The sequence below is a fragment of the Legionella norrlandica genome, assembly GCF_000770585.1.
GTDB lineage: Bacteria > Pseudomonadota > Gammaproteobacteria > Legionellales > Legionellaceae > Legionella > Legionella norrlandica.
The window spans coordinates 25923-48974 of record NZ_JNCF01000007.1; the positions used below are offsets into that span (position 1 = coordinate 25923).

Sequence of the window (23052 nt, forward strand, 5' to 3'; positions counted from 1 at the left end):
TGTGGGGAAGATATTTCCTCAAGGAAAAGTGTTTATGGGTGCTGCAAAACAATACTTTTCTTCAGAAACCCAAGTAAAATTGCATTTCCAACGAATGGCACAGTTAAATAACACCCCTCCCCTTACTCTTCAAACACAAAGCGTACGATTAGATTTTATTCAGTATTGTCTTCACCAGGGCAAAAACTTGCAATCCAGTACCCAATCTTTAGATAACTATCTTAAAATAAAAAAAACCTCTGAAGAAGTAAATACCTTAGAGCCGCTCTCGCAAGGAGATGTAAATCGTAAAAAATTATCCCTTCTTTTTTCTCATTTATCTGCATTTAATTACAATATGGAAGGATTAACTATAGAACCAGTTGCTGTTGCAGATTTGATTAGGAAAATGCAAGACATTAACCGGATGACCGATCAAGAAATTGCTGTGTATCTGGATAAATTAATTGGAGAAAAAATACCTGGGCATGAAACAATGTCAATTGATGGTTTTTTAAATAATGTTCATACACTATATCAAAATGAAGGAGTCAATTTTCATTGCTATCTACGTGAAAACTTTTTTAATCCCCTAAAAGCAGACGCTCTTAAAAAAGCAGAGCCTTCGCTCAATTATTTTATGCCCGATTTATTTTGTCAGAAGCATATTAATACCTGTGAACTGGTTACAGCAATGACTGTCTTAAAAAAAATTGTAACTAATTTTAATCAAATGCAGGCTATTTGTCTTGATAGCACTCTTCCCATAGAGGTTACTAAGGCACAAACGAGAATTAAAGAATTAGAACAACAATTCGAAAATTATTTAAAAAATCCTGCTGAATTGAAAGCAAGCAATATAAAAAAATTAGCACATGACTACCAGAAAAACGTTGAAAAGATTCAAATTGAAATGGAGAAAACATTGGGGAAAAAACTTATTCCCGAGGTAACTCCTTATCTTAAAAAATATGATAACCACACCCTCTCCACAATACATCACCTGGTTACGACCAGAATTATCCCTGACGCTTTTGATCTTGGAGAAGAGGAACTTAAGAATATGCTTAATATACTTAAGGATAAATGTACACCATTTCAAAATGAAGTACTCGGTGCTCATCTACCCATGGTTATCGAAAAAGATATAGCAACTAATTTACATAAAAATAATACCAAACCAAAGGAATTCCTAAATGATTTGAAACAACTATTTCTCTATGGCAAATCAAGAGCATATACAGATTTTATTGTTTGTGGTCATGCCTTAGTAATGGACATTTGTAATACCGGTGCCTTAAAAATACTGGAGCATCGAAATGCCAAGAAAGAAACAACTACCTTGTCTCATAATGGTTTGAAAGATTTGGGAATTCCAAGTGTACATAATAAACTCTATGTTAGGAAAAAAAGACAGTGAAATAAGGGACTTATTGGAGGTGGAAAAAAATTTAAAAGCAACACTTAAGGCGGAAAAGCCTCAAGCTTCTCATGCAACCTTTCATCGAATTAAAGAAGAATTTCAAAAATTTAAAGCTGGGATCGTTGGTAAAAATCGAGAGCCCGATAAACAAAAAATCATTGAAAACGATAGTAATGCGTCAAGCAGGATAAGAAGGCCCTAAGATGAAGGAGAAGTCTTCAGTACAGCGTTCATCTGAACAATACCCAGTCCACCGTTTGTCTTTCTCCCCACAATCAATTGAACATCAAGAAATTGCAAGGCTTGTGTTCTATCGTTTTTATAAGTAACTTTTAAGGGCAACGTAATTTTCCATTGATTAATTAGATCTTCGACTAGTCGTGGCTGTCCGTCAATTTGACTGTTCATAGTGAGCCTTTGGGTTTTGATGGCAATGATATTGCCTGATTTATGCATAGCGGCATTAAATTCAATCCATCCATTTTCCGTATAACAGGATTCTAATTTTTGTAACTGAGCTTCTACAACCCGATGATCGAAAGCAAAGGACTGAATTGTAGCCTGTTCTGCCCAGCGCAAAAGGATGTCTTTATCAATTATTGTTTCTGGAGAAATTTTATAGTCACAAGAAATATTGTCTTTTTGTTTTTGCTTATTTAAATCTATTCTGGATTTTACTCGGTAAACCAATGACTTGATATGAGTAGAGGGTGCCAGAGCTGATTTTAGGTATGGTAACATTTTATGCGAAGATACTGCATTTCTCGGCTTATTGAGTAAATCATCTATCATTTGCTGATTTAACGTTACATTAATATCAAGGCGTTGTGTTATCCTTTCTTTATCTTTTTGATAGACTACTTTAATAGGTATTTTAATATCCCATTGATTCTCCTTTAGTTCGATAAGTTTGGGCTCACCTTCTATCTGAGCGCTTACAATTGGATTTTGATTGCTAATCGCATTCCTGGGTACTGATTTTTGCATTACAGATTGATATTTAGCCAAAATTTCCCTTAAGGACCATTTCATTTGAGAAATAAAATAATCCCTTGTTAATTCAGAGTAAAATTTTCCCATCTGTTTTAACCAGCTAATATCGAAGGTTTTATAATTTGTTTTAAAATCATTGGGTATTATTTGGGCACAAGCAATAGCATGAGTCATTCTACTTTGTTCAACTAAAGCAATACCCGTGATTCTTTGAGATTCTGGGATAGGAAATGATAATCTTTGTGCCATCATGTGACCTGGCTCTGATAGTGTTTCGTTTGATATCGGTGGAATAGCATCTATTTTTTGTCTCGATTTATTAAAGACAGCATGTCTTATCAAACGTTTCCTTGTAATCTCATCTTTAGAGAACAAAGGCTCTAAGAAAGACTTTGTGATTTCCTTTGCAGAGTCGAAACCAGCTGCTTTTCTCTCAGCAAAGATTACAGCAACACTTTTAATTGCTTCATTGACTGGAGTTATTTTTTGAGACAAAGGGGCTAAACGAGGCGTAGCTATCATTTGTACGATGCCAAGGCTATCTGTATTTTTCCAACCTATTACTAAATAAACATTGAGGAAATGAATCACTTTTTTTTCATCATTTTGATAACTCACTTTAAAAGGCATTATGATTTTCCATCGATTATCCCTGGCTTCAATGATTTGAGACTCACCATCTCTCTCACCTTTTACTATCAAATTTTCTGCTTTGATGGTCTCTATGTTATTAGATTTACGCAAAGCATTTTGCAATTGCTCCCACCCCTTTTGGTATAACAAGATTGCAATTTATTCAATTGAGTATCCAGTGATGCAAAATCTAAATTAAAGGATTGAATAGTGGCATATTCTGCCCAACTCACAATAATAGCCGGATCAACATGTGACATTTCAGGAGAAATTTTATAGTTACAATCGATAAAATTTGATGAAACAGTGTTCTTTTTTTCAGCACTCAATAGTTCATTAGTTTTTATTGCAATGGTCTTATTAATTGTGTCCTGAGAAAATATTTTTGTACTCAGTAAAATAAGAAATAGGCTATAAAATAGATGTTTTGCCATACACCGATTCCTTTCTGATGCGTCTATCTCAGACAGTATGCCAATAAGAAACTTTTATGAGTATTTAAATAAAATTTTAATTTAGTATTTTGGTCTTGATTGCCTAGTTTTTCAAGGTCCTAAGCAATAAAGCAAAAATAAAGTTCCAAAATAAAGAAAAAGAGGTTTCACTATAAAATTAATAATGACAATGAAACGTAAAAACACATCGCCAGACAACCATAAAACATGGGCTACGGATAAAAGCGGAAGAGTTTGGTATTGAGGAGTAAGATACAATAATACTGTTACTATTTTTATCAAGTAGAGACCGGTTAGCATAATGAACAAGGCCATCAAATGCCGAGCCGCATAGAGAAGAGATAAAAAGAAATCCTTTTTCATAAATTATTGCATCAGTCCAATCATTATTTTTAAATTAATTAATGGAAAATACGGTTCCCAGATTATTTTTTAATGCATTTTGAAAAACAACTTCAGCAACACTTAAATCCTGAATAGCCAGACCGACTGATTTAAACACCGTTAGCTTATCTTTATAGTCAGTATTTTTTTCTAATAACCAGTGCCCTATTTCAATGATTGATTCCTGTTGTAATTGGCCTTCTCCTATAGCACTGATAATTTCACCTGATTCCGCTAACACGGCTTCCAATTGATCAACGATAACAATCCCTGGTTTTAAAACATCATTTCCAATTTCTTTCATAGAGGGGCTATGGGAGCCTATCGCATTAATATGCGCATGTGGTTGGATATCAGCAAAATGAACTAATGGCTCTGTACTATTAGTTGCAGTACAAATAATATCGGCTTCCTTTACTGCTGATGCGATAGATGAACAGACCCTTACGTCAAATTGATTTTCGAATTCTTTTGCAAATTTTTCAGCATTTTTAATATTACGCGACCAAACATACACATGCTGAATATCACGTACAGTTGAAACTGCCTCCAACTGAGTCCTTGCTTGCGTCCCTGCCCCAATGAGAGCGACCTGATGGGCATCATCACGAGCAAAATACTGGGTTGCTAACCCAGAAACTGCTCCTGTTCTTAAGGCTGTCAAATAAGCAGCATCCATTAACACTTTGGCTTCTCCAGTGGTTGCATCGAGTAGCATAATAAAGCCAGTAATAGAAGGCTTATTCCTAGCTGTATTGTTAGGGAAAATAGAAACCACTTTCAACCCCAATGCTTTTTCTTGAGTAAGAAAACCTGGCATAGTCAGCATTAATGCCTTTTCTTCTTCAATCGTAACACCAGTTCTTAAGGGTAACTTCACATCGTGACGCGCCAGTTGAATAAAAGCACTTTCCATAGCACTAATAGCTTGTTTCATGGAAATGCACTGCTTCAAATCTGCTAAAGATAATATCCTAAGACTCATGCTAATACCTTATGATTTATAAATTGAGAGATGGCAACGATTATAAAAGCTACCCCTATAATAAAACAATCACTACTTATGGCTTTAAATCAAATAGGGGGGTTCCTGTTTTCATATCAAAAGGAACAGAGTAGTGCTCATGAATGATTTTCCATTTTTCATCGATTTTGCGATGTACCATTGTACCGCGCATCCATCCTCCCTGCGCTTCGTCTTTTTCGTTGGTCCCGCCGCAATAAGTCAAATAATAGGAAACTGCTAAATCGCCATCAACCACAGTCTCTAGCTCTTGTACTTCAAACAATGGAGCACCCTGGCAGAAAGAGAGGCATGTTTCCCAATGCCTTTTATAATCATTAACTCCTTTAAACTGGAGTTGAGAAACAGCATCAAAAGAACGAATATTTGGAGCATATTGGGACATGATTTTATTGATATCTTTAGCATGCACTCCTTTAACATAATCTTCAATAAGCTTATGAATTATCGCCACCTCATTTTCCCTATGAGTATTAGAATTCATGGTCATCTCCTATATACGCTTTCTTCCTAATTTTACTGCAATGAGGAATAATTGTTTCGTCAATAGCACTCGAATCCTCTTGCGGAAAAGTATAATTACAGTTCTCTGCCCTACCTTTTTATCACACTGCTCACTGCAGTCAGTCTAATGAATTGTTGATTTATAAGAGTATAGTATAAACAATCTACACCATTCTCAACTTTTTATGGTTTAACCAACAACTCAAATTGAAAAGTAGAGTTAGTTCCTTTCTGTACAAAGCTGTTGGAGCAAACAAAAATATGAAGCCATGGGAATCGGGTCAAAATAAACTGATGCCTACGGTGTCTGGTTTACCCTGCATCGTCCGATAAAAAATTCCCGGCTAGGTTTTTCATTTGCAATACGACACTGCGGCTTGCTAACATGAGTTCGATATAAGCAAAATCGGAGGTTTTGTTTATATCGAACCAGATTATTTGAATTAATTATTTAATGACATTCTACAGGGTTGTTGAAACTCAAATTCTTCCAGACGATTCTTAACATCCATATAAATTTTAGGATTGTGCTGAGACAGGCGTGAAAATATAGCCTGAGAGAATTTTTCCTTTGCATGTTCTCGGTTCTCTGCGTCTTCAATACGGCATACTTCATTAAGTAAATCCCAAAACTCTCTATAATGTAGCTGCATGGGTTCCCATTCGGATAAGCTTCTTATATACATATCTACTTTGCTAGCATAGCCTTTTATCCTATCGAGCAAATTAACATGGTTTTCCATCATTTTTGTATCGATTGGTTCTAATATATTGTATGGTTGGGCTAGAATCTTACAAAGCTCATTATAAAACACAGCCAAACCTAACGTATTTTTATCAACCCTAAACGATATAATGGCAGCTCGAATCTCATTTAACTTATTTATAAAATCTGGAGGCAATTCTGGCATTGAGGTAATATCTCTTAGCCAGACCGGACTCTTTTTCCATCGATCGATTGGATTGCAAACTAATTGCTTCTCCTTTAATTGCTTCTTAATTTCCATAAATTGTTGTTCACTAATAGTTGGTCGCATAGTTTCTTCTCTTATTAAATTAAAATTCAAAATATACCCAAAAAAAATTTAGGCATACCTTCTAGAATTAGGGCAGTTATTTGTATAGAAACCTAAAGTTGTCCAGACCAAATGATATATTATTTGACAATTGATTTCAAATAAATCAGACTGATCTCAATTTAAAAATTAAGAGGATTAAATGATCAGAAACCAACTAACCTATTGACTTCGATTACAGATTAAAGCGGCATTCCCATTCCTGGTCCTTCCCTTTCTGGCATTTTAAAATGGCTAAAATCTTCTTTTGATGCTTGGAATTCACCGCCTTGATAAACACTACCATTGCCATTGTATAATTTTCCATCGCCATTAGAATATGCGAGAACTTTATTTGTAGCGCCATCAACAACAATAAAAGATCTATTTTTTTCAGCCTGATCTTTAAAGAAATTACTGGCAGCTTCTTGAGAAGGAAACGATAAATGAGTTTTCCCATCTTTTATTTCAGGTTCTTTATACCAACTTTCCTTACTATAAAGTTTTTTATAGTCTTCAATAATTGGATCCAGATCTTCACTTCTAACTTCAACCTCTTTGACAGGACCTCTTTTCTTTAATTCTTCTTCCATTTGCTGACTATTCATCTGCAAAAATTCCAGATATTTGTTCTCAAGCTTGATTCGCTCCAGCATGTCCTTTTGATTTAAAACTTGCAGTTCTTCCTGTTTTTTCTTTAATTCAAGCAGTCTTTCAAGTTCTTTTTGCTTCGCACTCATTTTAAATACCTCTCACTATCATTTGAACTAAATTTTAGATTAAAAATTTGACAAATCTTATTCTAAATTTAATTTTTTACAGATTCCTTACAATAATAGAAGAATTAATTTTCCAGGAGCTCCTAACCTTTAACACAGATAATAGGAATTAATTGAGCTACCTTTTTTGCCAATCCAGACTGCTCGGCAGCATCAACAATAGAATCAACATCCTTATATGCTCCAGGAGCCTCTTCTGCAACGCCTCGATATGAGCCGCTGCGAATTAAAATCCCTTGTTGAGCCAATTTATCTATAATATCCCTTCCATTCCATTTTTTCATAGCTTGATGCCGACTCATGGCACGACCAGCACCATGGCATGCGGAACTAAAAGATTTTTGTGCGGAGCTCTCTGTCCCTACCAATACATAAGAACTGGTCCCCATGCTGCCACCAATAATCACAGGTTGACCAATATGCGATATAGCTTTCGATAATTTGGGGTGACCAGGGCCTAAGGCACGAGTAGCACCTTTACGATGAACAAATAAGTGCTTTTGTTTGCCATCTATTTCATGGAGTTCTTCTTTGCAGGTATTATGTGACACATCATAAATAAGATCTATTTTGGTACCAGGCAAAATATTCTGAAATACTTCTCTCATAAAATGAGTAATAATTTCCCTGTTAGCCAGCGCACAGTTAATTCCCGCCCGCATAGCCCCCAAATAATGTTCTCCTAATTGCGACCGAATGGGAGCACAAGCCAGTTCCCTATCAATTAACTTAAAATTACGATGTTCTGCATCAATAACCATAGACCGAAGATAGTCTGTGCCAATTTGATGCCCTAATCCTCGAGAACCACAATGAATACTAACCACAATGTCCCCTTCTTGCAAATCTAAGGCATTGGCCGTTTCAGAAGAATAAATTTGTTTCACTTCCTGAACTTCCAAGTAATGGTTACCTGAGCCTAAGGTACCCATTTCATTCTTTTGTCGTTTTTTGGCTTGTTCAGACACATAATCAGGAATAGCCCCTGCAGCACAGCCATGGTCTTCAATACGCTCTAAATCAGCAGGTTCACCGTAACCTTGTTTTACTGCCCATTGCGCACCACCTCTCATCATATCATCCAACTGTTTTATCGTGAGATGAATACCACTTCTGCTTCCTACACCAGCAGGAATATGTGCAAATAACGCGTCTGCGAGACTTGCCTTGACAGATTCTAATTCGTCTCGCTTCAATCCAGTAGATAAGAGCCTGACACCACAAGAGATATCAAAGCCAACACCACCTGCCGAAATTACTCCCCCTTCATCTGGATCAAAGGCAGCAACACCACCGATAGGAAAACCATATCCCCAATGCGCATCAGGCATGGCGTATGCAGCAGAAACAATTCCAGGCAAAGTTGCTACATTGGATAATTGCTCATACACTTTCATATCCATGTCAAGAATCAGCTGTTCCGAAGCAAATAGAACCCCAGGAACCAGCATCTTCCCATGTCTTGGTATTTGCCATTCAAAATCATTTATTTTCTTCAAAAGGCTCAAATCCATTATTTTTTCACCTTAATCCTTATAAGATTAGGAGTCCTAATCATATAGATCCTATACATCCACTACACACTGAGCAATCCAGGTGTTATTTTTTTTGTGTACTTTTAATTCAGTATAGGTAGCTCCTTTCACCTCGACAACTGGTTGATGTTTTTCTTGATTGATTTTTTCCCCTTTAATAGTAGCTTCCAGGTTTAATTCATCGCGTTTTATATGGAACTCACAAAATAACATATTATGAATTTGCATATTATAAATCACAGCATTTAACCAATCAGTAAAAAGAATTTCTTCATTAGGAGCTTCACAATGTATTTTTATCGATTTGATCGGCTTAATGCGTTCCGAATCAGTAATCACATTAGTTAATGCCAATGCACCCATTTCAAAAGCATCGATAAGCGTAGGTCCCACTCCGCGTATTCCAATATCTGCCTCATGCGTAAAGTGTTCCCAGTATTTCTTTGGTAATAAGAGTTTTTTAGCTTCCGCTAATGATTGCAATTCCTTTTTGGTCTTCATTAGTATTTCTTTTTGCTCCAAGGGTAATTTTTTTCCAGCTCGGTTGATATAAAAATTCAGCATAGACATAGCGGATTGATAAGGAGTGCCTTTGCGCCTATTGCTCTTTAATGCGGAGTTCAACAAGGAAGCAGCAATTTTTTTAGGGTCATTCCAGGTAAATACTCCTTTCTCAAGATCAAGCGCATTACTCGTCTCTGTTATTTTTTGTGACCAATATGTTTTCCGCATTCCTTCCATAAGGTAAGTTTCAACATAGTATTAGTATAGCTATATTTCACACCTATTTTATTTGGAACGTAAACTTTACCTGAAGCCTCATCATTGCAAGTGCCCGCTAAACCGATGGGCTGGCGCAAGAATATCCCTAAACAATCTATTAACCCAGCATATAGGTATTGGGAAGTTTCATTTCTCCAGTCACATTATCATTTACGACAACCAACGACACTTCGTAAGTACCCGCAGACAAATCCTTGCGCAGAATAGTTCCAGAAAACCCCGCTAAATCAAGATGATTACCATCCTGCTTAAAAGCAAGGCTGACACTTTGTTTTTGTATTTTATTCATACTATAAAAATAGGTTTGAGACCCTGTTGCCAATTTTAAATACACCTCCCCCTTTCCAGCATCCAAACCAGGGATATAGGCCCATCCTTGTACAGTAATTTTATCCGGCTCAATCTTGAACTTATCAATTTGTCCATTCACTGCGAAAGCCTGTTTAGGGATCTTAGGAAAATTCACTTGATGTGCTGTGATTTGAAAATTGACCAGTGGATAGAGCAGATCACGCTCCACTTTTTCATATACAATAAGGTCAGGATGATATTTTTGAATCAAATCAGACAAATTCCACGACGTATTCCCTGAATGAATACGTACAGTATTGTAGAAATCATTATGAAAATAAAAACTTAGAGACTCAGAAAAGCTATCGCCTATTAATAAACAGGTTTGTTTATTTTTTATGGCTTTATTAATATTTTCATATGGCGCAACAAGTATTACTCCATTGGGATTACCTTGGAAGTCTGTTAATTTAGTTTCTTTCCCAGCAATGTCTCGACCAAATAAATCTATTTTTAAATTCGAAACATCAGGAAGGGGGTTGTTTGATTTAATGTGTGTAAGTTGTAAAAAATTGGTGAGATCAGAATAGGTGGTTTGCCGACGTATAAAATTAAATTGCAATCGCCTGCTTTGCAGCCCTTTTTTCAGCATATAATCGGAGATCGCTTGATAAGCGGCATAAGCTCCAAGATAATTCCAATGGCTATCTCCTTTTAAATAAAGATCACCATACTGCTTACCAAGAATGTTTTTAGCTTCGATTTCTTTTTGTTTCAGATTAACAAAATCAATACCATTAGCTAACATAGCTTCCTGCAAAAGTTCCAGCCTATTTTTGCTGGAACCTTTATGAATATTATTTGGTAAATATTCAGGATAAATCTCCTGTTTGTCAGGAGCAATTGCGACCAAAAAGGGAATATTATTCTGACGTGCTAGATCATTCATCTGTTTTAAAACAGACAACTTAAGAAGTATCTCTTCCTCTGTTGGTTTATTTTTCCCTGTGTATTGATCAATGGATGCTGCGTAATCATTGCCTAAAAATAACCATTCCTCCTTACCTAAAATAGCTTGTCCAGGCTTTATACTGGTACCTAATTTATAAACAACATTGCTCCAGAACTTGCTCAATGAGGTGATAAATAGAGCTCTATCAACAAACCAGTTTTCAATACCTTTAAAATCAGTACGACCAATTTTTTTAATATTGATAGGTGGCAGTTGATACGGCTCTCTATTTAAAAGAACTCTAACTTCTTCAGCTTTTTTTCCCAAAAACATACCAATCCCTGGTATAAAAATTATCAATAGAAAGGCAAAGATTACAAAATGGTCGGAAGCCTTGGAAAAAATGCGCATAATCAAAACCTAAAATAAAGAAAAGGGTTATATGAATTAGTACTTAATAACAAAATGGAAATAAGTAAAACCAGTATACCCAAAGCATTGCTGGATTGTTTATAAGTCATAATCCAATTTTTGTTTCTTTTTAGAGTTAGGCTATCTTTTATCCTGTTATTCAATCCTAATGAAAGGATAATGCCAACAACCAAAGCAAAAACCAGGATAATATTGAGGCATCCGGCTATGATATCCAAGTTGAACTCAGTAGGAGCAAACATCGTTTTAATAAATTCAAATGCAGACTGAAGGTTTTCTTCCCGGAAAAACACCCAACCAATGATCACCACTAATAGAACATAACCATGACGAATGACTTTAGGTAATTGTTTTAAGAAATACCCAAAAGAGGTTCTCTCCAGGATAAGAAAAAAACCATGAAATAATCCCCAGATAATAAAAGTATAATTAGCACCATGCCACAAACCACACAAACCAAATACGATGATCAAGTTGATCTGCGTTTGAAATTTGGATTTATAGCTTCCGCCAAGAGGTATATAGAGATAATCCCGGAACCAACTGGATAATGAGATATGCCACTTCCGCCAAAATTCCTGAATAGATAGAGCATTATATGGGAAATTGAAATTTTCTTTATATTTGAATCCAAACATCAAACCAAGACCTATCGCCATATCAGAATAGCCAGAAAAATCAAAGTAGATTTGTAAGGCATAGGCTATAGCACCAAGCCAGGCTACAACAAATGTGAGCTCATTTGTGGGTAGATAAAATACATAATCAGCAAGCTTCGCCACCTCATTGGCAATAAGCACTTTTTTTGCCAAACCAAAACAAAAACGCAAAATCCCATTACGAAGACCTGCTCGAGTTATGTATCGATGATAAAAAGAATGCCTTATGTCGGCATAACGAACTATTGGTCCTGCTACTAATTGAGGAAAAAACGACACATAACAAACGAAAGTAACAAAATTGTGCTCCGCCGGAACTTTTTTCCAATAAACATCAATAACATAACTCAACGCATGAAAAGTGTAAAAACTGATCCCCAAAGGCAATACTATCTTGCTGATCCCCATGATATTCAAATCGAAGACACTATTCAGGGAATCAAGGAAAAAATTAAAGTATTTAAAATAGATTAGCATCGCAAGTGAGGCGGTTACGGAGGTCATTAAATAGATTTTTCGTTGTTTGGGGTTTTTACTGTTCTCAATAAACAAGCCACACAGATAATTTATAAAAATACAAGCCAGCATAATAAACATATGATCTTTCTCACCCCAATAATAAAAGGATAAGCTAAAGAGCATTAAAACAAAATTTTGCCACTTGATATGTTTTAGGCAAGCAAGATAAGTCAGGTTTAGGCACGGAAGAAATAAAAAAAGAAATATTAAAGATGAAAAAACCATTCTATCTCCGTGAAGGCTATTTGCTGAATTGATTCATTGTCTTAAATGTTAATAAAAACATTACGGTCATCAGTGAAACGCATTATAGGGAACTGTTATTCGTTGTGCAAATAGAACACGATAAAAAGACATTAGTAATACACAAGATAAGATATGATTTTTGGGAGACCAATATATCGAACCATATGCCAAACGGGCAAGGAGCAAGCCAAGTTTCATGGTTTACTCCCCATGCGAATATTTATCGTGCCATTTTTGCAATAGAACGCCGAGCAACTTCCCCGGCCTCATTACCTCGTATAGGAAGAACATGCATTTCATTCCCATCTTGCGTCATTTTTCTTACTGGCGTCGCACGATGTACCAAACCAATTGATTTTGATTTTTTCTTTGGATCTATATACTGATTACCCTGTTTATAGCAATAATTGGCTTTGGCATGACCATCTATATCAGGAGCAAACTGTCCTTTTTTAAAATCAACAACCATCATTTTACGATAGCTATTCTCTTTAGGATAATTATTTTTTGCCTTCTCACCATAATAGCCACACTTAATCAGGTACCCTTCAAATTTTTTCTCCCACGAATCATGTAAACCACGCCTTAAAATAGCATCGTCAACTGGGTTTTTCTTTCGTCTTAAAATAAAATCAAAAAGCTCTTGGAAAAAGGTTCCCCTATGTTCTTTCCTGTATTTTTCTCTGTGTAACTTGGGAGAAATTATTACAGAATAATTCCGTTTATCTCTTGGCAAACTAAAAAAAGCCTTCCCAGTATCCAAATCCCATTCTGACCCCCATGTTCCTAATTTAATCAAAGGAAGACAGAAAGTAGAAATTATTCGTGATAGGATATTATCTCCCAGGGCACGATTAAAAAAATCACGCCCAACTTGTGCTGTAGAAGCAAAAGTCCGAGATACATAGAGCCCACCTAAAGTTTGTTTTTCATTGAAATTGTCCTGCTTAGGCAATTTATGGAAATGTGCCGCAACATGACTAGCAATACTCCCCCCCAGAGAAACACCATGCAAAACAATTTTCGAATGCGGAACGCCCTGATCAAGCAAAGATTGAACTTGCGCAATACCCGCATCAATGAGATCTTGTGCAATCTCTACCTGTCCTTCACTATTTAATATTCCAGGGTAATTAAATTGAATTGCAGTGACAGGTAAACCGTCTTTTTCATAACAGAGAAGGTTTTCAGCTACCATCTTATGGTCTTGCTGAAAACACCCGCTATTACCACTGAAATAGATTACATGAAGATGATCGTGGTTATTATGTAATTTAACCAAACTATTTGATGCAATCACGGTTTCGAGCTTAATATCATTTTTACGCAGTTGTATTTCAACTGGTTTTGATTTAAATCGAATAGCCCCTTCGCCATTTTTGTATACAGGTCTGTAGTCTCGTAGTGCTTTGTATTGTTTATGTAAAATACTATCAATAACAATAATTCCACGTTGGTTTATTGGATCTATGGTTGGTTTTTTTGAGCCAGCAGGAAAAATCAAAGGACCTAATGTTTTAGCTAAAACATTGGATGGAATGGTCTTATAATGTTTATTTTCCTTGTTTGCCGTATATGCTATGATTCGTCCAACAAGGCCGCCAATCAATTCAGTATCTAAAAGAAAATACCTTATAAACCACTTTAATTTATTTTTTGAGTCCTTAAATCCTTCAAAAGAGTTGCCACTTGCCATACTTGGAAATTTTATGTGCGAAAATAAAGTTGAAATATATGCATGTTGTTTGTTTAAAGAATCCTTTGTGATTTCTTGCTTATCTTGTATAATTTTTTTAGTGTTTAGAGTTTCATTACATTCTATTGCTTTTAGATAAAAACGCCCTTCTTTCCTGTAAAGTTTTGTTTCCTTATGTATGATTTGACCTTCTTTTTCTTTAGTGTATCGAATTGTAATATTATTATATGCCTGTATTTTATTGTAGATAATCTGAAATTCTTTAAAATTAATTGCCATTCTGAGCTCCACATAAATAATTCCTAAATTATATGGTGAAATACTTATTAAAATATTAATACCACTAATTTCACCGCAATAAGCCAACTTAATCGCGTGGTAAAAAGCTACCCACCACTTCATCGATAAATTATTAACCCTAGAAAAAGCAGTAAAATTCTGGCTGTGAATATCTAGATTACCTCTTAAGCGATTTATTTAAAATAGGCCCTACATGGGGGGACGAATTGAAGCACCGACCGATGTTTTCTGATGTTTAATGCCTAAATTGGGCACCCTTAGAGTGTCAGCACCCTAATCATCAATAAATAAATTAAATCGATGTTATATAAATAATATATTGTACTAATTAAAAAATATGGCTTATTTTGAACAGGTCATTCACACAGGAGGTTATATGATGTTTAAGAAACTATCTGCTTTATTTTTATTTTCTTTGTTGTCTTGTTCATTTACAGCACAATCAGCTCATGCCAAGCCAACCATAGTGCTCGTTCATGGTGCTCTTTTTACAAGTAATGGATGGTTTGAGGTACAAAGCCATCTCCAAAATGCAGGCTATAATGTCGTTACAATGGATGTTCCTGGAAGAGCTGACGATGGAATTGCCTACAAAGATGTCACACTTTTACGAGCAGTAGATAAAGTATGTCAGGTGGCAAATTTACAAAAAGGTTCAGTCGTATTGGTAGGGCACAGTCAAGGTGGTGCGCTCATTACGCAAGCATTAAATAAATGCGGCAATAAAGTGAAGGGGTTGGCCTATGTAGCTGCTGTTGTACCATTGAATGGCGAGAAAGCGTTCGATAGTTTAAGCTCAACAGATCAAGCCAATTTTGAAAAAGATGTTACTTTTGATGAAAATAATGCCGTATTTCTTCTAAATTATGAGGGGCCAATTAAAGAAACATTTATGGCTGATGCAACGCCACAGCAATTTAATCGTGCTCTGCATAACATGGTTTCCGAACCCGCTAATATTGGAAATGAAGAACTTCATTACCCAGTTAATGTCTTTGAAGCGATGCCCAAATTTTATATTGAAACCACTGAGGATCAGATCGTTTCACTTCCAACGCAACGTCGCTTAGAAAGCAGAACCCATTTCAATAAAATTTATTCCATGCATACCAGCCACTCTCCCATGGTGTCCAAATCAAAAGAATTAGCTCATTATCTTATGGAAATTGTTGACTCACTATCCAGTTGATATATCAAACTCTTTTAAATCAGGGATTCTGAGGAATCCCTAAATCCTATGAATTGGGCACCATTCATTTACCCATAAAAATAACTTACTTCCAAGATCACAGCCCCAACCAGCGAATAAAATGATTTGTTGTTTTTAATTTGGCGGCAGGCCTTGTTTCGAAATCTATATTATAACTTTTAGCAGGTTCTTGCATAACCCGAGACGTATCAGAATTAGGATGGATTTCTTTAATCCTTCCCATATTTACAATTTGCATTTGAGTTTCATAATATCCACGTACCATAATAATAACTGGTATTACAAAATTAATTTCTTCTAAGCCCTCTCGGTTCCCCTGAAGAACTAATTGATTAAATTCTTCATTGCTCAAGGCAATATATTCGACCTTATTAATCTGGCGTCTTAACATGCGGGATAAAGGCGCCTTTGAGTGGAAAATACGTTCATAATTATCAGCTGACATAGTAATAATAGGTTCGTATTCCTCACGGCTGTTATTTTTATTGAGATCGACAAAGAGAATATCTTCCCGTATTTCATCTTCAACAGGAGTTTGAGTTCTAGAATCCTTTTTATAAGTGATTTGCACAGTTTTTGGTTTATTACAATTCAAAAATTTGGATTTACCAAACCACTCATCACTTGGATAATAAATAATCAGCAGAGAATTATTTTTTATAGTGTCAATTATCTGATTTTTAATTGTCAACGGCACAGCAGGACAACCCCAGCTACGACCCGGTCTGCCATATCTTTTGATAAATTGTTCGTCCATATACCATCCACCGTGCATCACAATATATCGGTTCATCGCATTATCATTAAACTTGGCATCCAAACCTATTAACCGCAAAGATAATCCTTCTCGTCCATAATATGCTTGTTCAGTTTTATAAACACCTATGCTACTGGCTTTACTATCAAATTTATTTGAAAATTTATCAGTTAATAGGGTTCCTGATTTTATGCCATGCGATACGTAAGTGTGAAACAATAATCTTTTCTTGTCTAAATCAAATACCCATAGCCGCTTTTGATTGGAAGGCAAAGAATAGTCGATAACAGTTAATATATTATTTCTATCCAGGTTATAAACATTAGCACATTGAATTGTGGTTAGCACTTTTTCAATAACAACAGGCTGAAGTAATGTACCCTCCTTTTGCAACATCATTTTTATTTCATTCAAAGGCATCTTAATGGGAGGGATCTCACTATACAAAACACCCATCACAGATTGGGCCTTGGACGCTTGAATAGAAGAGGTTGAAAAACTAAATGATGCAACTGCTAATGACCATAGCAGATAAATAATCATAGTATTTCCTTGATTCAATTGATCTTATATTTTTTTATTCCTGTCATCATTAATATAGAACACAATAAAACATTGTGCATATTTTTTTATGTTGTTGGAATTAAATTACTCTAATCAGGACCAGAATATCGACAGCTGAAGACCAAGAGATCGACAAATTCTTGGCCCAATTGACATAGAAAATTGATTTAAAGTTACTGGGGATCAATGCAGGGGAAAAAAAGTTCTATATAGAGCCCTTATTGATTGGATGATAGCAGAATCACTACATCCGGCATAATCATAAGGGCTCTGCTATGTTGGATAAGATCCTCAATTTTTGGTAAAAACAACCTAATACGTTCAAAATGAGAATAACATTCCGAATTCTAAAACCCATCCAAGACAATTTTGCCTCGAGACGTGCCGTCTTCCAACAAAGCATGGGCTCTTCTTAAATTAGCAGCATTGATAGTCCCTAAATTCTCAGCGATTGTTGTTCTAATTTTACCGGCATCCACCAATCGGGCGACTTCCGTCAAAATCTCATGTTGCTTCATCATATCAGGTGTTTTGAACATGGATCTGGTATACATCATTTCCCAATGGATAGAAATGCTTTTTAATTTAAACAATTTAATGTCTATGTCCTGAGGATCATCTATCAAAGCAAATTTACCTTGGGGCTTCAGAAGATCCACTAATGATTTGGCATGTTGGTCGGTATGAGTCAAACTGATCACATAATCCACTTCTGAATAATGTAAATTCTGTAACTGAGATTTCATATCCTTGGTGTGATCAATCACATGATGAGCTCCGTTATTAAGGATCCATTGAATTGATTCAGGACGTGATGCTGTTCCTATTATAGTTAAATTAGTCAGTTTCCTAGCCAACTGCACTAGAATAGATCCAACCCCACCCGCAGCCCCGGTAATTAATAAAATACCCTTGTCTTCTGCTGATATTTGCAACCGATCAAATAAAAGCTCCCAAGCGGTTAAACTCGTTAATGGCAGGGCAGCTGCCTCTTGAAAACTTAATGATTTTGGTTTTTTCGCTGCAATTCGCTCATCAACCAGGTGAAACTCACAATTAGACCCTGATCTGGTGATATCACCGGCATACCATACTTCATCACCCGGTCTAAATAAAGTCACATCCGATCCCACTTCAACGACAACCCCAGCGGCGTCCCAACCTAATATCTTGGCTCCATGAGATTCAGGCTGAGTATTGCGGCGCACTTTAGTATCGACAGGATTCACAGCCACTGCTTTAATTTCAACTAAAATATCATGACCAGTTGCTTTAGGTTTCGGGATATCTAAATCAACTAGCGCTTTATCATCTTTAATGGGTAAAGATTGGTAATATCCTATTGCTTTCATAATTATTATTCCTTTAAAAATATCAAAGAATTCCTTACATCTATTACATCATCGGGAAATTTTTTATCAGAGCAGAGTATCAGTTTACAAGAAAATCTCCTATGCAACAATCGATAGTATCTTCTGATCACCAAAAGAATTTCAATTTTAATCTATAATTGAATTAAATTCTTGGGAGCTTTTGCAATAAACATTGAAGGGAAATAATGGTTATTTTAAAACATTTACTATTTTTGCTATTAGGATTGATACTCTTTGCTAAGGAATGCCTTGCTGCTGGATTAACTTTAGAAAGTCCAGCATTTGCATCAAATGCGGCTATTCCCCAAAAATACACGTGTAATGGATTAAATTACTCTCCTCCTTTAATTTGGCGCGATCCCAATGTAGGAACTCAATCCTATGTGTTAATAGTTCATGATCCCGATGCCCCCAGTGGTAATTGGATACATTGGGTATTGTTTAATATTCCTGCTCAAGTAAAACAGTTAAGCGAAGGCACTTCTACGCCAGCTGGGGCCACGAGCGGGTTGAATAGCTGGAATACCACAGGGTATAGTGGTCCTTGCCCACCTACAGGCATACATCATTACTATTTTACTCTTTATGCCTTGAGTAACTACCTCACTCTTGGGTCAGATGCTACAGTCCAAGATGTAGTAAAAGCTATGCAAGGTAACATTATAGATAGTACCGAAATAATAGGGCTTTATGGTAAAAATTAGCCCTAATAAATAATCGACCTGCAAAACTTGCTATCCTCTGGTAGTCCCACAAGAGGTTCCTCAGATGGCATTGTGAGAACTCACTCTCTAATGCATCTGTTTTGCTTGATGAATCATTGATAATAATTTCTTATCTTCTTCATTTAACATATCCTCTGAATAATGAGGATTTAGTACATACCACCATTGCCTATTAAAATATTGTTGTAAATCAGGTGATTGAAATTGTCGCCCATATTGTGCAAAGACAGTATTGCGCAATAACCTTAATTCTTTACTGCTCATCTTTGCCAATTTGCTAACCGCATCCTCTGTATTCAACCAGGAGTAAATCATTTTATAGCGAACATAGCTTATCCCTGTAAATAAACAGAGTGATAAATCGGATTTAGGTTGAAAATGAAGTAAATCCCAAACATATTTTCTGTTTTTCCCAGAACCTGAAATCTTCATTCCAGGCGGAGTTGTTTCGAGGTAATCTGCCTTTGTATCTATCTCAGAACACAAACGTGTCGGTGTATTGGGGATGATTTCGAGTCGTGTGTGTCCAATGGTATTGTTCTGCCAAAGCGCTCCCGTCTTTAAAACATAATGAACCCAATGATATCCCATAACATCATAGGTAGCACCAGTAATATAATCATGGTGAATTTTAACTGTTGCCAATGGAGGAAATGTTGCTTGCCAAAAATACGCATCTTCATAATATAATCCTTTATTTTGGTTAGGCGCTATGTTTCCTCGTCGCGCTGAAACCTGCTTATCATCCACTGTAACCAGAAAATCATAAACCAATGCTTGACCTGCCTTAGTTGTTTGCCCTGCTGGCAAAGCAATTTCAGAATTCCCATCATTGATAGGAAATGGAAAAGCCATTGAAATAGTGACTTCTTTCTTTGAGGTATTCTTAAAAGTGAAATTACAATCATAATGCCAAGAACCATTCATTTTAGTTCCATTCAATTCCTCTCCACTTATTCTGATTAATTCACTCACCATCTGAATATGAGGTTGGGATATAGGGATTGGCAAAGATCCCCCTCCACCTACAGCAGTATCATTGGCCAGAACGCCTTTATTTAGTAAGAATACTACACTAGCTACAGCAAACATCCTTTTTTTAGATGGGTTACATTCATTGCGCATCATCAAGCCACCCTGCTTTTAAAGTAATTTAGAATACAATTATATTATTTTCTTATCAGACCAAGTTGCAAGAATACCTAATATCAAATTAATTGACTTACCACTATAGTTCTCGCACCCGCTCTTTTCCTGAATTCCATTAAATAAATCCCTTGCCATATCCCTAATAGCAACTTATTCTCCTGAAAGGGGATAGTTAAAGAGGAACCGCATAAAATTGACTTAATATGAGCAGGCATATCATCTGGTCCTTCCATATCATGATGATAATGCTGGTGTTCGGGAACAAGTTGAGTAAAAAAATGATTCAAATCAATTAGGACATCAGGAGAAGCATTCTCGTTTAAAGCCAGTGCCGCAGACGTGTGTTGAATAAATAAATGCAATAAACCCGTTCCTCTTAAGGTAATTTTTTGCATAACGTCATCAGTAATGAGATGCGCTCCATAGGGTTTCGGAGAAATTTGGATTATTTGATGTTGTATCATAGACCCCTCGTCTCAATAGGGCAAAATATAAAAGAGGCGACCCCGAGGTTCCCACAAGTACCTATGCATAGTACACAAGAATTCGAACGTACTGGTAAGCCATTACTTTCTGCAATAGAACCTCAGAAAAATTCATTATAAAACAGCAAGGTTTCTCTTTATAGTCATAAACTAATAAAATCCCTGGAATAAAATCTCCTACTGACTTATTCTAAATAAAATAAACCGGAGCGATTAAGGGTAATATATAAGACTGTATTCAGGAATTCATATGAAAAAAAGATTTTTTAAAAAAGAAAAAATCAAGGATTCTGAAGTATTAGCATCTCAAGAATACCTTATTCAAGTCCCCTCTGACATAGATAATGAGCAAATGCGCCTTATGCCAGCAGGAGGAGAAGAAGATCAGTATGCTCGCATTAAACACATGTCTAAAGTAATAAAAACCCATGATGAGTTAGCCATTATCACGACGGAAGGAAATAATTTACCTGATTATTGGCTTCAGGTATTTACTGCTATAGAGGAAGGGGATTTAGCCAAAGCGCTTGCACTTTTTCATTTAATACCCCAAGAGGATATTATTTTAAGATCATTAAGTACGGTGCATTCTGAAGATTATCTCTATCAACTTATCAAGTCCTGCATTCAAGCCCAACAGTTTGGCTTTAAACAACTAAACGCTGACATAGTCATTACTCCAAAAACTTTTGAGGTTTTAATTAAAGATTGTGCGACCACTTTGTCTCATCCTGCAAAAATCCACTTTTCTTTTGGCTTGCCCACTCATCATGCCTACACCCAAATGGGGAGTGGTTTTTGTCTTATCAACAAAACTGCCCTATTGATAAAACATAGCGAACTAAATTCCAAAACACCACTTAAATTTGTCATTATTGGAACTGATGTAAATCGAGACAATGGATTATCTGACATTCTAAGACGCTCCTTTTCTCATCTCCCTATTTGCCATGTGGATGTCTTTGATTCCAGAGTATATCCCCAACAGGACTTCACTTACATTAGTACTGAGTTTAATTCAAGAGGTGTTGATGTAGGGAAAAATATTCGCTGTTGGCAACATAACAATTTAAATTATTATGGGGTGGATTTAAGTTTAACTCCCAGGAAATCAGTGGGCGTACACCCAGCCCTTCTTTTTGCTTTGCATCAATTAAAAGAGTCGCTTAAGGAAGCAAAAGAAAAGGGATATAAAATTGCTTTATTCCTTCCTACAGGATGGGATTCCCACGAAAACGAAACGGCTTATTGTGGTAAATTCGTTGAAGGTCGTATGATGGGGAAAGTTGCTGCTCATAAATTTCGCTTTAATGATGATGATCTCAGCTATTTCTATGAATCTCTATTCACTTTATACGATAAGAATAAAGAATACATCGAGACTATCTATTGGAGTTTAGAAGGGGGGTATGATAGGCTGATGTATGAAAGAGGAATAGAATTGCTTTTACAATTAATTGATAAACAATTAGTTCATCAAAATTCTAGTTTGCCTAATATACGACACTAATTACTCTTTTTAGAAAGTAGACCAGTACTGAGCGCAGCACATTATCCATCTTCAAAAAATATAGTGTTAGGACTCATTATTGCTCCAGTCTTAATCTTCAACCACAAATTAAAACATTGTTGTAAATCATATGGACAAGTGGTACTCTTGCGCGGAATTAAAAACAACTCAGGAGTAAATAACATGATGTTTCAATCCAAACTGGCAACTGTTTTTGGTGCTTTAATTCTTGCTGGTTCTGTCTTTGCTTCTCAGCAAAGTGCCTGCCCTGATATCAATGCAATCAAAGCAGAAGGCCTACCTATGGCTGAAGAAATCGGGCTAAATTTTTATCTCGCTTATAACATTAGCGATTACAGCACATCCTCTGTTTGGGGATTTTTCATTGCGCCCATTGAAGCTGATTCAGAAGAAGCCGCATTAGAAACATCTAATGAAGTATTAAGCAATATGAATGCTCCTGGAGTACCTCATCAACAAGGTGATGATATTATTTGCAGTTATGACACAGGCACTCCTAATTTGATTGCGGCCGCTATCAAAGATAGCTCTCAAATTTCTCCAATAAAATTAAAACAATACTTTAAAAACATCCGTTAATTATTCGCCCCTTTAAATCCCCTCGCCTCTCTTAGAG

General features: G+C 36.0%; 22 protein-coding genes and 1 pseudogene. 6 read left to right on the top strand and 17 right to left on the bottom strand.

Annotated elements, in window-relative coordinates; genetic code table 11:
• Window positions 1-34 precede the first annotated feature (34 nt).
• Both OK13_RS02915 and OK13_RS15055 read left to right on the top strand, forming a co-directional pair.
• Window positions 35-1399: a hypothetical protein gene (locus tag OK13_RS02915; protein WP_241480366.1), complete on the top strand. Its 1365-nt coding sequence runs from the start codon at window positions 35-37 to the stop codon at window positions 1397-1399.
• 19 nt (window positions 1400-1418) lie between these two features.
• Complete coding sequence (locus OK13_RS15055; RefSeq protein ID WP_241480368.1) at window positions 1419-1604, top strand: hypothetical protein; 186 nt, start codon at window positions 1419-1421, stop codon at window positions 1602-1604.
• Here the strand turns inward: OK13_RS15055 and OK13_RS13825 are convergent.
• The 13 genes and pseudogenes from OK13_RS13825 to OK13_RS13830 all read right to left on the bottom strand — a co-directional run bounded on the left by OK13_RS13825 (window position 1601) and on the right by OK13_RS13830 (window position 14621).
• Complete coding sequence (locus OK13_RS13825; protein WP_241480370.1) at window positions 1601-3151, bottom strand: DotI/IcmL family type IV secretion protein; 1551 nt, start codon at window positions 3149-3151, stop codon at window positions 1601-1603. The two genes, OK13_RS15055 and OK13_RS13825, sit on opposite strands and share 4 nt — an antisense overlap.
• A complete protein-coding gene (locus OK13_RS15060) occupies window positions 3118-3462 on the bottom strand; it encodes a hypothetical protein (RefSeq protein ID WP_241480371.1) in 345 nt (114 codons plus the stop codon). Before OK13_RS15060 ends, OK13_RS13825 begins: the two co-directional genes overlap by 34 nt.
• Window positions 3463-3573: 111 nt before the next feature.
• Window positions 3574-3846, bottom strand: a complete 273-nt coding sequence (locus tag OK13_RS02930) for a hypothetical protein (RefSeq protein ID WP_035887508.1) — start codon at window positions 3844-3846, stop codon at window positions 3574-3576.
• Window positions 3847-3880: 34 nt separating this feature from the next.
• Window positions 3881-4852 (bottom strand): ornithine cyclodeaminase family protein, encoded by a 972-nt coding sequence (locus OK13_RS02935; RefSeq protein WP_035887510.1) that lies wholly within the window; start codon window positions 4850-4852, stop codon window positions 3881-3883.
• Between the two features lie 76 nt (window positions 4853-4928).
• Window positions 4929-5375, bottom strand: coding sequence for a YybH family protein (locus OK13_RS02940; RefSeq protein WP_035887512.1), 447 nt, complete (start codon window positions 5373-5375; stop codon window positions 4929-4931).
• Window positions 5376-5838: 463 nt separating this feature from the next.
• Complete coding sequence (locus OK13_RS02945; protein ID WP_052117539.1) at window positions 5839-6432, bottom strand: hypothetical protein; 594 nt, start codon at window positions 6430-6432, stop codon at window positions 5839-5841.
• 221 nt (window positions 6433-6653) lie between these two features.
• Window positions 6654-7190: a hypothetical protein gene (locus OK13_RS02950; protein WP_035887514.1), complete on the bottom strand. Its 537-nt coding sequence runs from the start codon at window positions 7188-7190 to the stop codon at window positions 6654-6656.
• Window positions 7191-7312: 122 nt separating this feature from the next.
• The gene (locus OK13_RS02955) at window positions 7313-8743 is read right to left on the bottom strand and encodes an RtcB family protein (protein ID WP_035887516.1); all 1431 of its coding nucleotides are present in this window, start codon (window positions 8741-8743) and stop codon (window positions 7313-7315) included.
• A gap of 51 nt (window positions 8744-8794) precedes the next feature.
• Complete coding sequence (locus tag OK13_RS15980; RefSeq protein ID WP_338151665.1) at window positions 8795-9247, bottom strand: archease; 453 nt, start codon at window positions 9245-9247, stop codon at window positions 8795-8797.
• Window positions 9224-9496: pseudogene (locus OK13_RS15985) on the bottom strand (DUF3175 domain-containing protein); the annotation flags it as partial. The pseudogene OK13_RS15985 and the gene OK13_RS15980, both read right to left, overlap by 24 nt.
• A gap of 148 nt (window positions 9497-9644) precedes the next feature.
• Window positions 9645-11201: an alginate O-acetyltransferase AlgX-related protein gene (locus OK13_RS02965; RefSeq protein ID WP_035887518.1), complete on the bottom strand. Its 1557-nt coding sequence runs from the start codon at window positions 11199-11201 to the stop codon at window positions 9645-9647.
• A gap of 2 nt (window positions 11202-11203) precedes the next feature.
• Window positions 11204-12478: an MBOAT family O-acyltransferase gene (locus tag OK13_RS02970; RefSeq protein WP_241480374.1), complete on the bottom strand. Its 1275-nt coding sequence runs from the start codon at window positions 12476-12478 to the stop codon at window positions 11204-11206.
• Between the two features lie 388 nt (window positions 12479-12866).
• Window positions 12867-14621 carry an alpha/beta hydrolase family protein gene (locus OK13_RS13830; RefSeq protein ID WP_160264728.1) on the bottom strand — a complete coding sequence of 585 codons (1755 nt, stop codon included), beginning with the start codon at window positions 14619-14621 and terminating at the stop codon, window positions 12867-12869.
• Window positions 14622-15018: 397 nt separating this feature from the next.
• On the opposite strand from OK13_RS13830, the gene OK13_RS02980 reads away from it, so the two are divergent.
• Entirely contained in the window at window positions 15019-15831 is an 813-nt protein-coding gene (locus OK13_RS02980) for an alpha/beta fold hydrolase (RefSeq protein ID WP_160264729.1), read from the top strand.
• Window positions 15832-15928: 97 nt separating this feature from the next.
• On the opposite strand, the gene OK13_RS02985 is transcribed toward OK13_RS02980, so the two are convergent.
• A complete protein-coding gene (locus OK13_RS02985; RefSeq protein ID WP_035887527.1) occupies window positions 15929-17152 on the bottom strand; it encodes a murein L,D-transpeptidase catalytic domain family protein in 1224 nt (407 codons plus the stop codon).
• 368 nt (window positions 17153-17520) lie between these two features.
• Window positions 17521-18525: a zinc-binding alcohol dehydrogenase family protein gene (locus OK13_RS02990; protein WP_035887529.1), complete on the bottom strand. Its 1005-nt coding sequence runs from the start codon at window positions 18523-18525 to the stop codon at window positions 17521-17523.
• 206 nt (window positions 18526-18731) lie between these two features.
• Here OK13_RS02990 and OK13_RS02995 point away from each other — a divergent pair, with 206 nt between their 5' ends.
• Entirely contained in the window at window positions 18732-19250 is a 519-nt protein-coding gene (locus OK13_RS02995) for a YbhB/YbcL family Raf kinase inhibitor-like protein (protein WP_035887532.1), read from the top strand.
• 87 nt (window positions 19251-19337) lie between these two features.
• On the opposite strand, the gene OK13_RS03000 is transcribed toward OK13_RS02995, so the two are convergent.
• Together OK13_RS03000 and OK13_RS03005 are read right to left on the bottom strand one after the other, a co-directional pair.
• Entirely contained in the window at window positions 19338-20399 is a 1062-nt protein-coding gene (locus tag OK13_RS03000) for a YARHG domain-containing protein (protein WP_241480375.1), read from the bottom strand.
• An 80-nt stretch (window positions 20400-20479) separates the two neighbouring features.
• Entirely contained in the window at window positions 20480-20884 is a 405-nt protein-coding gene (locus tag OK13_RS03005; RefSeq protein ID WP_035887534.1) for a secondary thiamine-phosphate synthase enzyme YjbQ, read from the bottom strand.
• 271 nt (window positions 20885-21155) lie between these two features.
• Here OK13_RS03005 and OK13_RS03010 point away from each other — a divergent pair, with 271 nt between their 5' ends.
• Window positions 21156-22415: an acetylpolyamine amidohydrolase gene (locus OK13_RS03010; protein ID WP_035887537.1), complete on the top strand. Its 1260-nt coding sequence runs from the start codon at window positions 21156-21158 to the stop codon at window positions 22413-22415.
• Between the two features lie 183 nt (window positions 22416-22598).
• A complete protein-coding gene (locus tag OK13_RS03015) occupies window positions 22599-23015 on the top strand; it encodes a DUF4949 domain-containing protein (RefSeq protein ID WP_035887539.1) in 417 nt (138 codons plus the stop codon).
• Window positions 23016-23052 lie beyond the last annotated feature (37 nt).